The organism is Cystobacter fuscus (assembly GCF_002305875.1).
Classification (GTDB): Bacteria; Myxococcota; Myxococcia; order Myxococcales; family Myxococcaceae; genus Cystobacter; species Cystobacter fuscus_A.
This window is the reverse complement of the sequence record NZ_CP022098.1, coordinates 1168262-1185566: the sequence shown is the minus strand read 5'-3', so window position 1 is coordinate 1185566 and position 17305 is coordinate 1168262. Positions and strand designations below refer to the sequence as shown.

At 70.9% G+C, this 17305-nt stretch carries 12 protein-coding genes; 4 read left to right on the top strand and 8 right to left on the bottom strand.

Annotated features, from left to right (window positions below):
* Nucleotides 1-11 precede the first annotated feature (11 nt).
* The gene (locus CYFUS_RS04930) at nucleotides 12-1601 is read right to left on the bottom strand and encodes an amidohydrolase (protein WP_095984179.1); all 1590 of its coding nucleotides are present in this window, start codon (nucleotides 1599-1601) and stop codon (nucleotides 12-14) included.
* A 321-nt stretch (nucleotides 1602-1922) separates the two neighbouring features.
* Between CYFUS_RS04930 and CYFUS_RS04925 the strand changes: the two genes are divergently transcribed.
* Nucleotides 1923-2420 carry a helix-turn-helix domain-containing protein gene (locus CYFUS_RS04925; protein ID WP_095991807.1) on the top strand — a complete coding sequence of 166 codons (498 nt, stop codon included), beginning with the start codon at nucleotides 1923-1925 and terminating at the stop codon, nucleotides 2418-2420.
* A gap of 4 nt (nucleotides 2421-2424) precedes the next feature.
* Nucleotides 2425-4962 (top strand): VIT domain-containing protein, encoded by a 2538-nt coding sequence (locus tag CYFUS_RS04920; RefSeq protein ID WP_095984178.1) that lies wholly within the window; start codon nucleotides 2425-2427, stop codon nucleotides 4960-4962.
* A 16-nt stretch (nucleotides 4963-4978) separates the two neighbouring features.
* On the opposite strand, the gene CYFUS_RS04915 is transcribed toward CYFUS_RS04920, so the two are convergent.
* The 7 genes from CYFUS_RS04915 to CYFUS_RS04885 form a co-directional block, all read right to left on the bottom strand.
* Nucleotides 4979-5251, bottom strand: coding sequence for a YkvA family protein (locus tag CYFUS_RS04915; protein WP_095984177.1), 273 nt, complete (start codon nucleotides 5249-5251; stop codon nucleotides 4979-4981).
* A gap of 128 nt (nucleotides 5252-5379) precedes the next feature.
* Nucleotides 5380-8142 (bottom strand): DNA gyrase subunit A, encoded by a 2763-nt coding sequence (gene gyrA / locus CYFUS_RS04910; RefSeq protein WP_095984176.1) that lies wholly within the window; start codon nucleotides 8140-8142, stop codon nucleotides 5380-5382.
* Between the two features lie 160 nt (nucleotides 8143-8302).
* Nucleotides 8303-9457, bottom strand: a complete 1155-nt coding sequence (locus CYFUS_RS04905) for a hypothetical protein (protein ID WP_095984175.1) — start codon at nucleotides 9455-9457, stop codon at nucleotides 8303-8305.
* Between the two features lie 22 nt (nucleotides 9458-9479).
* Nucleotides 9480-10301, bottom strand: coding sequence for a tetratricopeptide repeat protein (locus CYFUS_RS04900; protein WP_095984174.1), 822 nt, complete (start codon nucleotides 10299-10301; stop codon nucleotides 9480-9482).
* Between the two features lie 51 nt (nucleotides 10302-10352).
* Complete coding sequence (ung, locus tag CYFUS_RS04895) at nucleotides 10353-11036, bottom strand: uracil-DNA glycosylase (protein ID WP_198316457.1); 684 nt, start codon at nucleotides 11034-11036, stop codon at nucleotides 10353-10355.
* Between the two features lie 182 nt (nucleotides 11037-11218).
* Nucleotides 11219-11665: a hypothetical protein gene (locus CYFUS_RS04890; RefSeq protein WP_232537376.1), complete on the bottom strand. Its 447-nt coding sequence runs from the start codon at nucleotides 11663-11665 to the stop codon at nucleotides 11219-11221.
* 159 nt (nucleotides 11666-11824) lie between these two features.
* Complete coding sequence (locus CYFUS_RS04885; RefSeq protein ID WP_232537375.1) at nucleotides 11825-12289, bottom strand: hypothetical protein; 465 nt, start codon at nucleotides 12287-12289, stop codon at nucleotides 11825-11827.
* 182 nt (nucleotides 12290-12471) lie between these two features.
* On the opposite strand from CYFUS_RS04885, the gene CYFUS_RS04880 reads away from it, so the two are divergent.
* Together CYFUS_RS04880 and CYFUS_RS04875 are read left to right on the top strand one after the other, a co-directional pair.
* Complete coding sequence (locus tag CYFUS_RS04880; protein WP_095984173.1) at nucleotides 12472-16170, top strand: WGR and DUF4132 domain-containing protein; 3699 nt, start codon at nucleotides 12472-12474, stop codon at nucleotides 16168-16170.
* 11 nt (nucleotides 16171-16181) lie between these two features.
* Nucleotides 16182-17303 (top strand): AAA family ATPase, encoded by a 1122-nt coding sequence (locus tag CYFUS_RS04875; RefSeq protein WP_095984172.1) that lies wholly within the window; start codon nucleotides 16182-16184, stop codon nucleotides 17301-17303.
* Nucleotides 17304-17305: the final 2 nt, after the last annotated feature.

The following is a 17305-nucleotide window of genomic DNA, read 5'->3' as shown; positions in this document are numbered from 1 at the left end:
GCCCCCTCGCGTCACGGCGCCCGGTACACCTCGCGGCCGTCCACCACCGTGGCCACCACCCGCGCGTCCACCAACGCCCGCGGTGCGTCCTCCACCGGGTCCACCGACAGCGCCGTGAAGTCCGCCTCCATCCCCACCTTCAGCCGCCCCCGGCGCTCCTCCGCGAACGACGCCCACGCCGGCCCCAGCGTGAAGCCCTCCAGCGCCTCCTCCCCCGTCAGCCGCTCCTCGGGCCTCCACCCGCCCTGGGGCTGGCCCCTCGCGTCCTGACGCGTCCTCGCCGCGTACAGTCCCGCCAGCACGTCCGGGCTCTCGATGGGGAAGTCGCTGCCCAGCGCCAGCACCGCCCCCGCCTCCTTCAGGCTCTTCCACGCGTACGCGCCCTTCAGCCGCTCCGCCCCCAGCCTCGCCTCCGCCCACCCCATGTCGCTCGTCGCGTGCGTCGGCTGCACGCTCGCCACCAGCCCCGCCGCCCCCAGCTTCCGGATGTCCTCGGGCCGGAGAATCTGCGCGTGCTCCACCCGGTGCCGCAGCCCCTGCGTCTTCGTCTTCGCCGCGGCGCGAATCAGCGTGTCCACCACCAGCGTGTTCGCCCGGTCTCCAATCGCGTGCACGCACACCTGGAAGCCCCGCTCCATGAAGGCCTCCGTGCGCGCCTCCAGCTCCTCGGGCTCCATCAACAACAGCCCCGTCTCCCCCGGCGCGTCGCTGTAGGCCGCGTGCAGCGCCGCGCCCCGAGAGCCCAGCGCCCCGTCCAGCAGGAACTTCACCGACTTCATCTCCAGCAGCCGCCCGCCGAACGTCCCCAGCTCCAGGTACGTCCGCCGCGCCTCCCCCTGCCCGTCCGCCATCGCGTACACCCGCACCGGCAGCCGCCCCACCATGTCCCAGCGCTGCAGCAACCGGAACGTGCGCGGGTCCATCCCCGCGTCGTGCACCCCCGTCAGCCCCACCTGGGCGCACCGCTCCAGCGCCGCCGCGAGCCGCGCCTCGAGCTGCTCGTCCGTGGGCGGCGGCACCCGGGGCGCCACCAGCTCCATGGCGTTGTCCACCAGCACCCCCGTGGGCTCGCCCGCCGCGTCCCGGAGGATTCGCCCCCCCGCCGGGTCCGGCGTGTCCCGGGTGATGCCCGCGCGCCGCAGCGCCTCGCCATTCACCCACGCCGCGTGGTGGTCCACCCGCGTGAGGTACACCGGCGTCGTGGGAAAGCGCGCATCCAGCTCGGCCCGGCCCGGGAACCCGCCCCCCGGCCACCCGTTCTGATCCCACCCCTTGCCGATGAGCCAGTCGCCCTGGAAGCTCGTGGCCGGTGCCTCGGCGAGCCGCCTCACGGCCTCGTCCACCGAGCGCGTGCCCTCCAGCCGGGCCACCGTCAGGCTCAGGCCCAGCCCCGCCAGGTGCGCGTGCGCGTCCACCAGCCCGGGCACCACCACGGCCTTGCCCAGATCGACGACGCGAGCCCCCTCGCCCGCCGCCTCCAGCACCTCCCGCTTCGTCCCCACCGCCACCAACTGCCCCCGGCGCACCGCCAGGGCCTCGGCTTCCGGCCGCTCCGCGTCCAGGGTGCGGATGCGGCGTGCCACGTAGACTGTCGTCTCCACTCGCGCGTCCTCGGGCACCCGGCGCGCACAGCCTGCCCCCAGCGCGAACAGGACCGCCCCCCAGAGGGCGAGCCGTGCCGCGCCTCGGGCCCGGGCACCATCATCAACGTGTTCATCAACGTGTTGGGATGACTCTCCCCGCATCGGCGGGCCCTGCCTTCCCTGCGTGAAACAGCGCGGCGCACCGTAGCCCCGCCGCCCCCACCCCGCCCACTCCCGCACGACTCCTCGCTCCCCCAGCCACCCTCCCGAAGAACGTGACAGTGGCGAATCGACAGCGGCATCTTGACACTGAATGTGTCGAGTTCTACTGTCATGTTCGTGAGTCAGGCGAAAACATCCCGGGAGTGGAAGCTCTCGGAGCTGGCCGAGGCGGTGGGGGTGACCCCGAGGACCGTGCGCTACTACGTGCAACGGGGCCTGCTGCCCGCTCCGCCCTTCAAGGGTCCCGACACCGTCTATGGCGAGGAGCACCTGCTGCGCCTCAAGGCCATCCGCGTCCTCCAGGCCCGCTTCCTCCCCCTCGATGCCATCCAGGTGGAGCTGGCACGGCTCACCCCCGAGGCCCTCCAGGCGCTCGCCGAGGCCGAGCCGTCCGCACCGCCCCCCGCGGGGACCTCGGAGCCATCCCCGGCGGTGCCCGCGCCGGCCCCCGTTTCCCCGCCCGAATCGGCCTCCCCTTCCGCCGCCCCGACGAGCTGGCGACGATGGGAGCTGGCACCGGGACTCGAACTGCACCTCGCCGACACGGCGGATGCGAAGACCCGGGCGCTCGCGGAGCACCTGCGCGCCCTCCTCCAGCAGTCCCAGGAAAGGTAGAGCCATGCACGACGAGAAGGCCGGTCTGTACACGCGCGGCGGCACCCAGGTGGCCTTGCAGGGGGTGGACGTCACCGGAGAGCTGCTCGGAGGCCATGCCCGGGTGCGCGTGTGCCAGCGCTACCGCAACACCGAGCCGCGGCCCATCGAGGCCGTGTATGTCTTTCCGCTGCCCTCGGACGCCACCCTCACCGCCTTCTCGCTCGAGTGCGCCGGGCGGCGCGTGCAGGCCGTGCTCCAGGAGAGGGAGAAGGCCTTCCACACCTACGACGACGCGGTGACGGCCGGCCATGGCGCCGCGCTGCTCGACCAGGAGCGCCCCAACGTCTTCACCGCCCAGGTGGGCAACCTGCTGCCCGGGGAGGAGACGCGCGTGGAGGTGGAGTTCCTCCAGGTCCTCCAGGTGGAAGAGGGAAGCCTGTGCTGGGTGCTGCCCACGCTCGTCGCCCCCCGCTACATCCCCGGCACGCCCTCGGGAGACCGTACCTCTCACGGCGTGGCCGAGCCGACGAGCCGGGTGCCCGACGCGGACCGCATCACCCCGCCCGTGGGCGACGCCCCCTATGGCCTCACGCTCGAGCTGCTCGTGTCCCTGGGCCGCGAGGTGGTGGTGGAGAGCCCCTCGCACGCGCTCCAGCTCACGCGCACCGGAGGCGACACGCGCGTGACGCTCGCCCGGCCGGGCGTGGTGCTGGATCGAGATGTCGTGCTGAACATCCGCGGCCCGGACACGGATACGGCCTTCACTCCGCTCGTCACCCACCGCCAGGGCGACGCGCCGGGCACCTTCGCCCTCACCGTGGTGCCGGACCTGCTGGGCATGGCCGGCGCGCCCCGGCGGCAGGAGGTGGTGTTCGTGGTGGACACCTCGGGCTCCATGGATGGCGAGAGTCTGCCCCAGGCCCAGGGCGCGTTGAGGCTGTGCCTGCGCCACCTGCGCGAGGGGGATCGCTTCAACATCATCGCCTTCGAGAACAGCTTCCACCTCTTCTCGCCCCAGCCGGTGACCTTCACCCAGAAGACGCTGGAGCAGGCGGACCGGTGGGTGGCGGCGCTACGAGCCCATGGCGGCACGGAGCTGCTCGAGCCCCTGCGCGCCGCGGTGGAGGCCATGCCGGAGGGCGTGGTGGTGCTGCTCACGGACGGACAGGTGGGCAACGAGTCGGAGATCCTCCAGGCGGTGCTGGCCGCGCGTCGGACGGCGCGCGTCTACTCCTTCGGCATCGGCACCAACGTGAGCGACGCGCTGCTCAAGGATCTGGCGCGACAGACGGGCGGAGCGGTGGAGTTCATCCACCCCGGCGAGCGCATCGACGACAAGGTGGTGGCCCAGTTCTCGCGGGCGCTCGCCCCGCGCGTGACGGACGTGCAGGTGCGCTTCGAGGGCGTGGAGGCCACGGAGCTGGCGCCCGCCGAGCTCCCGTCGCTCGTGGATGGCACGCCCTGGAGTCTCTTCGGCCGGTACACCACGCCGGGCACGGGCACGGTGGTGCTCAAGGGCCGCTCGGGGGCGGAGCCCTTCACCCTCGCCATCGCCGTGAACTTCCCCGCGACGAGCGACCGGCCCGCGGTGGAGAAGCTGTGGGCCGCCGAGCGCATCCGCGGATGGCAGGCCGCCGCGCTCGTGGGCCGGCGGGCCGAGGCACTCAAGGAGCGCATCCTCCAGCTCGCGCTCGCGCACGGGCTCGTGACGCCCTACACCTCCTTCGTCGTGGTGGAGGAGCGCACGGGCGAGCGCCGGGCCTCGGGTCAACCCGAGACGCGCGTCATCCCCGTCCACGCCCCCGCCGGCTGGGCCATGTTCGGCACGGCGGACCAGGACACGGCGAAGAAGGAGCTGAGCAAGCCCGGCATGCCCCGAAAGGCCGTCGCTCCCATGCCCCCCTCCGCCGCCAGCGCACGCGGGGCCGCGGCGCCCACCCTGGCGGCGCCTCCTCCGCCTCCGAGAGCCCCGGCCCCCGCGCCGGCCGCGCCCCGGCCCCTGGCCAAGAGGAGCCGGAGCGGCGCGGTCCATGGCCCGCCCGGCGAGGAGGAGACCACGGGTTCGAGGCTGGCTCGCATGGAGGAGGCGACCGACTCCCTCCAGGAGGCACTGAGCGCCCCTCCGTCCATGGCGGACATGGCGCTGGACGACGAGGGGGGCGCGGATGGGGCCTCCCGGGAGGCCCCCGTGGAGCTGCTCGGCCAGCAGCTCGCCAGCGGCCTGTGGGCGGGCACCGGCCCGGGGAGCGAGCCCGTGCGGCAGGCACGTGCCACCGCGCTCGCCCTGCTGGAGTTGCTGCGCCAGGGCATCACCAGCGGCCATGCGCTCCATGGCAGCCAGGTGAAGAAGGCCGTGGAGGCCCTGCTCGCGCTGCTGCCCTCGTTGGGAGAGGCCACCGAGGTGGCCGAGCTGGCCCTGGGCGTGGCGTGGCTCGTGTCCGCGGGCCCTCGCACCCGGGGGCGCATCTCCCAGGCGGCGCGCCCGCTCGCGGAACTCAGCGCCCGGTTGGCGGATGAGGGGAAGCTGCGCCAGCACGTGGACGCCCTGGCCACGCGCTGACTCCGGTGGCTCCGCTTCAGCGCTCGCCGAGCGGAGACCGGCCCGTGCGAGGCCCGTCCACCGGCGTGGGCCACCCCATGGGCTCGGGCCGGTAGTTCTCCAGCTCCCGCGTCATGAACCAGGCCACGCCGGCCAGCACCCCGAGGTCGTCCAGCCAGCCCAGCAGGGGCAAGAAGTCCGGCACCACATCCATGGGGAAGAGGAAGTAGGCCACGGCGAACACCCCCATCAGCCGCCGCCACCGCGGCACGCGAGGATCTCGCACGTAACGGAAGAACCGCGTTCCCATGACTCGAAGACCGGCGACGTTCATGCCCCTGCTTACGAAAAGGGGCGTGAAATCATTGCGCGACCCGGTCGTAGGAAAGGCGGGCCGCTCGTGTACCAGGCGGCCCGCCCTCGCGCTGCATCAGCGGCTCAGCCCTGCTCGGGCTCGGAGCCCTCGGGCGATTCAGAGTCCTCGGACGACTCGGCGCCCTCGGGCGGCGCGGACTTCGCGGCGGACGCGGACTCGCTCGCCACCGCTTCGCCCGTCTCGCCCGCCTCGCTCTCGTCCTCCTCGGACTCGGGCAGCTTGGAGATGCCCGTCACCTTCTCCTCGGCGCTCTCCAGGGCGATGAGCCGCACGCCCTGCGTGTTGCGGCCGATGACGGAGATTTCCTTGGCCTTCATGCGGATGAGCATGCCGCCGTTGGTCACCAGCATCACCTCGTCCTTGTCCGTCACCGGCACGAGGCCCACCACCTTGCCATTCCGCTCGGTGGTCTTGATGTCGATGATGCCCTTGCCGCCACGGCCCTGCTGCCGGTACTCGGCCTCCTGGGTGCGCTTGCCGTAGCCGTTCTCCGTCACCGTGAGGATGGTGGTGTCCTTCTCCACCACGTCGGCGCCCACCACCTCGTCGCCGTCCTCCAGGGTGATGCCCTTCACGCCGTAGGCCTGGCGGCCCATGGAGCGCACTTCCTGCTCGGGGAAGCGGATGCTCATGCCGAGCGCGGTGGACAGGAGGATGTCCTTGGAGCCGTCGGTGATCTTCACCGCGACGAGCTCGTCCCCCTCGTCGATGCCCAGCGCGATGATGCCGCTCACGCGCACGTTGGCGAACGCCGACAGGTCCGTGCGCTTGACCACGCCCTTCTTCGTCACGAAGAAGACGAACTGGTTCTCACCGAACTCGCGCGTCACCAGTACCTGGGCGAGCCGCTCGCCCTCGCCGAACTGCACCAGGTTCACCATGGCCTTGCCGCGCGAGGTGCGGCCGGCGAGCGGCAGCTCGTGCACCTTGAGCGAGTAGAGCCGGCCCTTGTTGGTGATGGGCATGAGGAAGGCGTGGGTGCTCGCCACGAACATGTCGGTGACGAAATCGTCCTCCTTCGTCGTGGCCCCCGTCTTGCCGCGCCCACCGCGCTTCTGCGCCCGGTACTCGGACAGCGGCGAGCGCTTCACGTAGCCGGTGTGCGAGAGCGTCACCACCATGGTCTCCTCGGCGATGAGGTCCTCGCTGGTGATCTCCTCCACCGCGCCGGTGATCTCCGTGCGCCGCTTGTCGCTGTAGCGCTCGCGGATCTCCTTGAGCTCCGTCTTGATGACGTTGAGCAGGCTCGTCTCGTGGGCGAGGATGTCCTCCAGGCGGAGGATTTCGCGCACCAGGTCCACCAGCTCGCGGAACAGCTCCTCGCGCTGCAGGCCGGTGAGCCGCTGCAGGCGCATCTCGAGGATGTTCTTGGCCTGATCCTCGCTGAAGCCGGCGCCCTCGTAGCGGTGCTCCAGGCCCGAGTAGTTGGGCTCCTCGGCGCGCGCGCGCGACTCGAGCAGCGCCATCTGCGCCTTGGCCTGCGCGTAGTCGATGCGCTGCAGGTTCTTGAAGCGCTCCTGCTCGTAGAGCTCGGGCGACAGGATGTGCATGAGGCCCCAGCGCGCCTCGTCCGGGTCCCTCGAGGCGCGGATGAGGCTCACCACCAGGTCGATGAGATCCTGCGCGACGAGCAGGCCCTCGACGATGTGGCGGCGGGCGCGCGCCTTGCGCAGCTCGAAGCGGCTGCGGCGCGTGACCACGTCGCGGCGGTGCGAGATGAACCGGTCGAGCAGCTCCTTGAGGGTGAGCGTGCGCGGCTGGCCGCCGTCGATGGCGAGCATCACCGCCCCGAAGGTGGTCTCCATGGGGGTGTTGGCGAACAGGTTGTTGAGCACCACGCCGGAGATGGCATCGCGCTTGAGCTCCACCACGATGCGCATGCCCTGGCGGTCGCTCTCGTCGCGGATGTCGCTGATGCCCTCGAGCTTCTTGTCGCGCACCAGGTCGGCGATCTTCTCGATGAGCCGCGCCTTGTTCACCTGGTAGGGGATTTCCGTGACGATGATGCTCTCGCGGTCGCCCTTCTTGGAGGTTTCGATCTCCGTGCGCGCCCGGATGGTGATCTGCCCGCGGCCCGTCTCGTAGGCGCGGACGATGCCCTCACGGCCGGTGATGATGCCGGCGGTGGGGAAGTCCGGACCGGTGATGAACTGCATCAGATCACGCACGGTCGCGGTGGGGTGATCGATGAGGTGCAGCGTGCCGTCGATGACCTCACCCATGTTGTGGGGCGGCACGTTGGTGGTCATACCCACGGCGATGCCGGAGCTGCCGTTGACCAGGAGGTTGGGGAACTTGGTGGGGAGGACGAGCGGCTCGAGCAGCGAGTCGTCGTAGTTGGGACCGAAGTCGATGGTCTCCTTCTCGATGTCCGCGAGCATCTCCTCGGCCAGACGCTCCATGCGCACTTCGGTGTAGCGCATGGCCGCGGGGGAGTCGCCGTCCACCGAGCCGAAGTTGCCCTGGCCATCCACGAGCAGGTAGCGCAGGGACCACTCCTGCGCGAGCCGCACCATGGCGTCGTAGACGGAGGAGTCGCCGTGGGGGTGGTACTTACCGATGACGTCGCCCACCACGCGCGCGCTCTTCTTGTAGGCGCGGTTGTGGAGGTTGCCCAGGTCGTTCATCGCGTAGAGCACGCGGCGGTGCACGGGCTTGAGGCCATCGCGCACGTCGGGCAGGGCGCGCCCGATGATGACGGACATCGAGTAGTCGAGATACGAGCGGCGCATCTCGTCTTCGATGTTGACTTGGATGAGTTCTCCCACGGCGCCCGAAGGAGGCGCGGGGGGCGTTGCCGGCTTGTCGGTGGTGTCGTCGGCCATGAATTCGTGGGTCAGGGGAGAGGCCCGCCCGAGGGGACCTCTCCAAGAGATTGGGTGTACGTAACCCCCGGATTTTCCAGCGTCAACAATGCTGATGCCCGGGACGTGGGGGGGAGCCAGAAAGAGGACCCGGAGCCCGCCCGGTTGGCGGGCATTGAACTCAACCCAGGACCTCGCGGGCCTGTTGTACCAACCGGGTCAGACGCGAGGGCGCCCACCATCCGCGCGACACCCGCGTGCCCATTCCATGGCGTTGGATCAACTCCCGGAGTGCCTCGCACACGCGCTCGCCGTCCGGGCCATGACGGCCTTCATCCGCCTGCCCGGCGAGCTTGTCCAGACGGGCCCAGCGCGCGGGCGTCCAGCACTCGTCCTCGGGAATGTCCGGCCGCTGCGCGTCCCAGAGCTCGTAGGCCACCTCGAACAGTGCCGCCCGGGCGTCCTCCAACACCCCCGAGGCGTGCAGGCGCACATGAGGCGCGTATTCCCGCTCGAAGAGCCACCACATCACCGCCAGACACTCGGCCGGGTCGGGCTCGAGCGGGGCGAGCCGCAGCCGAGCCATGTGCAAGAGCCGGCTCCGGGCCTCCTGGTACCAGTACTCCGCGTGAAGCAGACGCTCGGTGCCGGTGCCCGGCGGGCGGCGCGGCGCGAGGGCGGCCCGCTCGCGCAGCTCCGCCACCATGAAGCCCCGTGCGTCCACGCCGGACAGGCGGCGCCAGAGCGCGGCCAGCGCCGCCTCGCCCCGGGCCCACCCCAGGGACAACTCCTCTCGCTGCAGGCTCGAGAAGGGCAGCCGCCCGGAGAGCAGCACCGGGTGCGCGAAGAGCGGCTCGAGGCGCCCGGCGAACAGCACGGCCTCGCGCAGCGCGGGCAGGGAGTCCGGCAACAGCTCCGCCGCGGTCTGCTCGCGCAGGTGGACGGGCACGTCGCGGGGCAGGGTGATGAGCCAATCCTCCAGGGAGCTCATCAGGCCGGCCAGCGACTCCTGGGCGCTGCGTCCGAGCTTGCGCGCCACGTCCCGGGCGAGCTGCTCGCGCAGCGAGTGCACTTCCCACAAGGTCCGCACCGTCGGGTGGCTGGTGGGCCAGTCCTCGGCCTGGGCGCGGCGCAGCGCGGGGCCGAGCAGGGCGTCCAGTGCGTCCTGATGGGTCCGCACCTCGCGCAACAGGGGCAACTCCTGCCGCAGCCGCTCCTGCCATCGGGACTCGGCCAGCGCGAGCACCAGGCGGTAGTAGCGCTCCCGGGCGGGCGCGAGCAGAGCGGACTGGCCCTCCAGACGGATCTGGAATTCGTCGTCGATGGGCGCGGCCATGAGGAGGAGTATACCTCCGGATTCACGCCGTCTGGGTGGCGACATCCTTGGGCCGCAGCGGGGCGGCGAGCCGCTCGGCCTCGGCGCCCAGGGGGCCCTCGGGGTCCAACGCCCTGGCGCGCTCGAAGGCGGCGAGCGCGCCCTCGCGATCTCCCTTCAGCTTGAGGGCCACCCCCACGTTGAGGTGCGCACCGCCATTGTCCCGGTCCATGGCGAGCGCCTCGCGGAAGGCGGCGAGGGCCTCGTCCAGGTCTCCGGCGAGCAGGGCCTCCTTGCCGGCCTGCACGCGCTTGTCCGCGTCGTTGACGAGCTCCACCTGGAGCAGGCTGCCCCCGGCCACGGTGACGATGAGCGCGCGCAGGATGCCGCCCCAGTAGAAGGTCAGGCCCTCGGCGGCGGCCACGGCGGCGATGGGCAGGTCCGGCAGCAGTTGCTTGCCGCGGAACTTGAAGCGCACCTTCGTGTAGCGGCCCTTGTTCGCCCAGTGGATGACCTCCCCGCGCAGCTTGTTCAGGCCCTCCTCGATGCGCTTGGGATCGATCTCGAAGGGGAACGCGACGCCGCCCGAGGCCTCACCCGAGGGCAGCGCCTTCTGCTCGGACACGGACTCCGCCACGGGTTCGGCCACGAACTCGGGGAAGGAGGAGGCGGGGGGAAGCACCTCCACCGGAGCGGAGGGCGGCACCGGGGCCCGGGCCTTCTTCTTCGCCGCGGCCGGCCGCGCCGGGGCCACCGGCTTCTTCACGGACGAGGGGCGCTTCTTCGCGGAAGCGGCGCTCTTCTTCGGAGCCGCGGCGGCCTTCTTCGGGCTCGCCGGGGCCTTGCGGGGTGAGGTCTTCGCCATGGTGAGGGGACTCTAACCAGTCGCGAGGCAACACGCTCGCGGGGGCGCCCCTCACCCTGGCAGCCGCCAATCCACGGGCGCGCGCCCGCGCTTCTCCAGCTCCGCGTTGGCGAGGCTGAAGGGCTTGCTGCCGAAGAAGCCCCGACTGGCCGACAGCGGCGAGGGGTGCGGACCCTTGATCACCGCATGTCGGCGCTCGTCGATGAGCGCCTCCTTCTTCTGGGCATAGCTGCCCCACAGCACGAACACGACCGGCTCCGGCTGCTCGCTCACCGCCCGGATGACCGCGTCCGTGAAGGCTTCCCAGCCGCGTCCCGCATGGGAGTTGGGCTCGGCCTCGCGCACCGTCAGCACCGCGTTGAGCAGAAACACGCCCCGCTCGGCCCACTGCACCAGCGAGCCCTCCTTCGGCCGGGGCAACCCCAGGTCCGACTGGAGCTCCTTGAAGATGTTCACCAACGAGGGCGGAGGCTTGACGCCCGGCCGCACCGAGAACGCCAACCCGTGCGCCTGTCCCGCCCCGTGATACGGATCCTGCCCGAGGATGAGGACCTTCACCTGGCCGTACGGCGTCAACCGGAAGGCCGAGAACAGATCCTCCTCGGGCGGATACACCTTGTGCTGCTGGCGCTCGCGCGCCACGAACTCCTCCAGTTGCCGGAACCCCGGGCTCGCCAGGACATCCCCCAACGCCTCGCGCCACTCCTCGGGGAGCAGGCTCTTCAACGAACTCATCGTGCCTCCACGACTCACGTGTCGATGAGGCCCCTCTACCCGACTCGCGCGGTCAGCTCGTGCCCGAGTGCCTGAAAAGTCGGATGGAGGACCCTCGGCGCCCAAGCAGTACCCCAAAACACGACGGGCCCGGAGAGGAAATTCCTCCCGGGCCCGTGGGTGAGAATGCTGGCGCTCTGGATTTACTGCAGCAGCATCTGGGCCATGCGCTGGGCGGCGAGCTCCGTCGCGTTGTTCAGGCCGAGCTGGCTCAGGCCCTTCTGGGCGAAGTTGCCCATCAGCTGGCCCAGCACGTCCGTCACGCCCTTCTTGCCGGTGGCCAGGTTGAGCGCGGAGCTCAGGATGCTGTTGCCGCCCGCGCCGTCCAGGAACCCCGCGGCCCCGCCGAACTTGCCCAGCAGGTTGCCGAACACTCCTGCTCCGCCGCCACCTCCGGGGATGAGGCTGGAGGCCGCGCTGAACAGCGACTGCGTCAGGCTCTTGCCGCTCGCGAGGTTGCCCGCGAAGCCCAGGGCCGCGCCCGCCAAGGGGTTGACCATGGAGACGATGGGAGCCGCGAAGCTGGCGATCTTGCCGAAAGCCTTACCGAGTCCGCCGAGGAGACCATCCTTGCCGCCGATGAAACCCATGATGAAATCCTTTTCGAGGGGCCGCCGCAGCGGCCGTAAGTGCTACTGACAAAAGGATTCTCGCGCGCCCTGATTATTTGTTTCCTGATCCCCCGAGAATTTCGCCTTTTTTGAAAATGCTTGGGAGATCAAGGGGATGGGCATGCTCCCGCGAGAAGCTCAGGGCTTGAACTTGGGCTTGGGGCGCTGGAGTTCCAGTTCCTGAGACAGCTCCTTGGACGCGGCGTCGGACTTCGGGGGAATCTTGTAGGGGACGGAATCCTCGCCGCCGAGCGTGCGCTGGTACTGCGCCGGCGTGGGGCCCTTGTTGAAGCCATCCGTCGCCTGGCCGGGGATGATGGGGATCTCTCCCTTGACCAGCTTCTGCATGTGGTTCTCGACCTCGGCGACGGTCGGAATGCTGGGGTCCTCTTTCTTGAGCGCCTCGTCCGGGACGATCATGATCGCGGGCGGCTTCTCCGGATGGGAGGCGTAGTCGAGGATCTTCTCCACGTACTGCTCCACGGGGATCTGGAGCAGACGGGCCTGCTCCTTCACGTCCGGATCCTTCAACAGCTCGTCGCGAACGTCGTCGATGGGGCGCCGCAGCTTCTTGCCTTCGGGCTTGCTCTTCTCTTCGGACATAACGAGGTGCTCTCCAGAGGGAATGAGGGCCGGAGCAGGGTCGAGCGTGCGTCGCCACGTCCAGGCCCGGGCGGAGGGCCGTATTGCTAGCCCAGTCGCGCCCCGGATTGCAAAAAGGCATCCCCTGGCCCGCCGCCGGGTGGGGGTGGTGCGCTACGGTCTTGGTTCTCGCGGAGACTGCAATGCGTCGCTTCGAACTGGTCGAGGGCTCGTCGAGGAAGTTCTGGGAGATTGAAGCGGGGGACACCGGCTTCACCGTGCGATGGGGGCGCATCGGCACGAGCGGGCAGACCCAGCAGAAGTCCTTCCCCTCCGCCGAAAAGGCCCGGGCCGAGCAGGACAAGCTCATCGCCGAGAAGCAGAAGAAGGGCTACGCGGAGGTGGGCAGCACTCCCAGCGCCGCGGCACCGCCCTCCGCGAGTCCGCCTCCACCCGCGCCCGCGAAGAAGGCCAGGGCCGCCGCGTCCCCGCCTCCATCCGAGGCACCCGCCTCCACCGCCCCCGAGGCACCGGTCCCGCCTCCACCCGCCGCCGACCCGGACGCCCCCATCGCCTGGACCGAGGCCCTCCTGCGCCGCGTGTATCCCCGCCGGGGCGGTGTCGCCGCGCCGATGCGTCCGCTCGCCCCCGTGAAGAAGTCCTGGGCCCTGGTGCGCGAGGACTTCCTCGAGCGCGTCCCCCCCGGGCTCATCCCCGAGGACACGCACAAGAACAACCGCACCGCCGAGACCCGCGCCGTCGCCGAGCGCATCTCCCGCCCCGAGCCCTCGCTCGGCACGCCCGAGGAGGACGCCGTCCTGGTCATCTTCCTCCAGTACCAGGAGTCCTGGAACAAGGTCCCCCGCCACGAGCCCATCATCGATCTGCTCTTCGCCCTGGGCGGGCCCGTCCACGCCACGCGCGCCGCGCTCCTCTCCCTGGACCTGTATCTGACGGGGGCGAAGGCGCTCCAGGCCCGGCGGGGCGTGAACACCCAACCCCAGCACCAGCACTACAACCTCCTGTCGCGCGGCCACCTGCGCGGCCTGCCCCGCCTGCGGGCCCTGCTCGCCACCCAGACGGATGACGCGGGCTACCAGGCCGCTCGTGACGCCGCCGCCCTCCTGCGCGACTCCAAGGTGCGCCGCGACGCCTCCGCCTTCCTCTTCCCCACGGAGACCTCCTGGGTGCAAGAACAGGCCGAGGAGTTCATCACGGCCCAGGAGCCTGGAATCCCCTTCATCCTGAGCAGCGTCTCGGAGCCCGACACGCTCTCCCCGATCATCCCCCAGGTAGACGTCTGGAATCTGCTGCGCGAGCCTAATGGCCACCTGGCCTCGCTGCTCGATGGCATGGGCGTGCACAGCCTCGCGCTCCTGCGTGAACTCCAGCCCAAGCCCATGGGAGCCGAAGCGGTGCGGGTCTGGGCCGAGATCACCGCGAGCATCAACACGGACGAGGCGATGCAACTGCTGCTCGACGCCGAGAAGGAGGCGCTCCCGTTCCTCATCGAGGCGACCGTGCGCTGGCCCCACCGCGCGCTGCGGCTCATCACTCCCCGGGCCTCCCTCCGGGGCAAGGAAGGCGATCAGGCGCGCTCCATCCTCGGCCACCTGCTGCGCCGCGAGCCCGACGCCACTCGAGCCGCCCTCCCCCTCCTGTCCGACGAGGCACGCGAGGTGGTGGCCCGCCTCCAAGCCCAGCTCGGCCCCGACGTCCCCGACGCGGCTCCCGAGCAGCTCCCTCCCGTTCTCGCCCGTCCCCCCTGGCGCTCGAGCCAGAAGCCCGAGGCGCTCCCCGTGCTCGACGGAGTGGTACCCCCCGCGCTTCCCGACGCGCTCGTGTGGCGCGAGGGCGAACAGGCCGAATGGTCGCGGCGCAAGGGCTGGGAGTACAAACCCTACGGCAGCACCCCGGAAGAGCAGGCGCTGCTGAGCGGAAAGGTGGACCTCGCCCGCGCCAAGGGGCGGCTGGACATCCGTTTCTTCGTCTACGCTCCGGAAGCGCTCGCCCTCGCCCACCTCGACGGGCTCCAGCTCAACCGCTACGAGGAGCAGTGGCTCCCCGCCATCATCGCGCGGCTGGGCCTCGCCGCGCTCCCCACCATCGCCGACTTCGTCACCACGCACGGCACCGAGACCTACGCCCTGCTCACGCCCTATGCCGTGACCCGGCTCGCCCCCCAGATGGCCGAGGCCTTCCACCGCACCAAGAAGGCCCGCCCCACCGCCCGCGCCTGGCTGCTACGCCACCCCGAGCACGCCACCGCCGGACTCCTCGTCCCCGCGCTCGGCAAGCCCGGCAAGGCCAAGGACGCCGCCTGCGCCGCCCTGCGCCTGCTCGCCTCCAACGGCCAGGAAGCCACCGTGCTCGACGTGGCCGGCCGCGTGTCCCCCCAGGTGCGCGAGGCCGTGGGGCGCATCCTCGCCTTCGATCCGCTCAACCTCTTTCCCGCGAAGCTCCCCACCCTGCCCGAGAACCTCGGCCTCGATGGGCTGCCCCGGCCCCTGCTCCGCGATCGCTCCGCGAAGCTGCCCCTCGCGGCCATCCGGGAACTCGCGACCCTGCTCGCCATCTCCTCCCTGGATGCGCCCTACGCGGGCCTGGAGCAGGTAAAAGCCGCGTGCGACCCCGCCAGCCTCGCCCGCTTCGCCTGGAGCCTCTTCGAGTCCTGGATGGCGGTGGGTGCTCCGAGCAAGGAGTCCTGGGCCTTCCAGGCGCTCGGCCCGCTCGGCGATGACGACACCGCGCGCAAGCTCGCCCCGCTCATCCGCGTGTGGCCCGGCGAGACCGCTCACGCCCGCGCCGTCATGGGGCTCGACGTGCTGGCCACCATCGGCACCGACGTCACGCTCATCTACCTCAACGGCATCGCCGAGAAGGTGAAGTTCAAGGGCCTGCAACAGAAGGCCCAGGAGAAGATCGAGCAGATCGCCGAGGCACGGGGCCTCACCCGCCAGGAGCTGGCCGACCGGCTCGTGCCCGACCTCGGGCTGGACGAGAGCGGCTCGCTCGCCCTGGACTTCGGCGAGCGCACCTTCACCGTGGGCTTCGACGAGCAGCTCAAGCCCTTCGTCAAGGACGCCTCCGGCGCCCGGCTCAAGGACCTGCCCAAGCCCGGCCAGAAGGATGACGCGGAGAAGGCGAACGCAGCCGTGGAGCGGTGGAAGGCCCTCAAGAAGGACGCCAAGACGGCCGCGACCACCCAGATCCTCCGCCTGGAGCTGGCCATGTGCGCCCGGCGCCGCTGGAGCCCGGAGGTCTTCCGCCGCTTCTTCGTCGAGCACCCGCTGCTCATCCACGTGGTGCGCCGGCTGGTGTGGGGCACGTACTCGCCCGAGGGCACGCTGAAGGACACCTTCCGCGTCGCCGAGGACCGCACCTTCGCCGACCCGAGCGAGGACACCTGGACACTGCCCGATGAGGCCCTCGTGGGCCTGCCCCATGCGCTGGAGCTGGACGGGAAGACGGCGGGCGCGTGGGGACAGATCCTCGCCGACTACCAACTGCTGCAACCCTTCGCCCAGCTCGGCCGCCCCACCTTCGCGATGGAGCCGGCGGAGCGCGAGGCCAGGAAGCTCGAGCGGGTGAAGGGCGTCAAGGTCCCCACCGGAAAGGTGCTGGGCCTGGAGGCGCGCGGCTGGCGGCGTGGCGCCCCCCAGGACGGCGGCGTGTCGTGCTGGATGGAGAAGCCGCTGGGGGACGACCACACGGCCGAGCTCGATCTCAATCCGGGCCTCTACACGGGCATGCTCTCCGAGTCCCCCGAGCAGGAACTCGGCGTGGTGCAGGTACGCCGGGACAACACCTGGGGCGACGAGGGACTCCAGGCCTGGGGCACACTGGATGCCATCCTCTTTTCCGAGCTGGTGAGGGACCTCGAGGGCCTGCGCCCCGCGTGAGGACGACGACCATGGCGACGACCCGGAAGAAGAACACGCCGACGACGACGGCGGCGGAGATCCAACGGCCTCCCGCGGAAGTGCTCCACGCGGAGGAACTCGCGCGGCTGCGTGACGCGGACAACGCCCCCCGCCCCCCGGGCTGGAACCTGTCGCTGCACGCCGTGCGCCGCTTCATCCTCGGCGACGAGGCCCTGGGCGTGCAGCGCAAGTTCGTGGGCAACCCGAGCCTCGTGGACCGCGCCATGGTGACGCTCGCCACCAACCGCGGGTTGATGCTCGTGGGTGAGCCCGGCACCGCCAAGAGCCTCCTGTCCGAGCTGCTCGCCGCCGCCATCTCCGGCACCTCCACCCTCACCATCCAGGGCGGCGCCTCCGTCACCGAGGATCAAATCAAGTACTCGTGGAACTACGCGCTGCTCGTCTCCGAGGGCCCCACGCCCCGCGCGCTCGTGCCCGCCCCGCTCTACACCGGCATGAAGGAGGGCCGGGTGGTGCGCTTCGAGGAGATCTCCCGCTGCCCCATCGAGGTGCAGGACTCGCTGCTGTCCATGCTGTCCGACCGGGTGCTCGCGGTGCCGGAGCTCAAGGACGCGGACGCCATGGTGTTCGCCCGCGAGGGCTTCAACGTCATCGCCACCGCCAACACGCGCGACCGCGGCGTCAACGAGATGAGCGCGGCGCTCAAGCGGCGCTTCAACTTCGAGACGGTGTTCCCCATCGGCGACTTCGCCACCGAGCTGGCGCTCGTGCGCGACGAGACGGCGCGGCTGCTCCAGCGCTCGGGCGTGCCGGTGACGCCGCCGGAGGACTTGCTGGAAGTGCTCGTCACCACCTTCCGCGAGCTGCGCTCGGGCGAGACGCGCGAGGGCCAGGCCCTGGAGCGGCTCAGCTCGGTGCTCTCCACCGCGGAGGCCGTGTCCGTGGCCCACGCGGTGGGCGTGCGCGGCTACTACCTGCGCGGTGATGGCGGCTCGGCGGCGGACCTCGTCGAGTGTCTGGCCGGCACCGCCGCCAAGGACAACGCGGAGGATCTCAAGCGCCTGCGCGTCTACCTGGAGCAGCGCGTGTCCCGCCGAACCGGCCCCCACTGGCGCGCCCTGTACGACGCCCGCCACCTGCTGCCAGGGTGAGC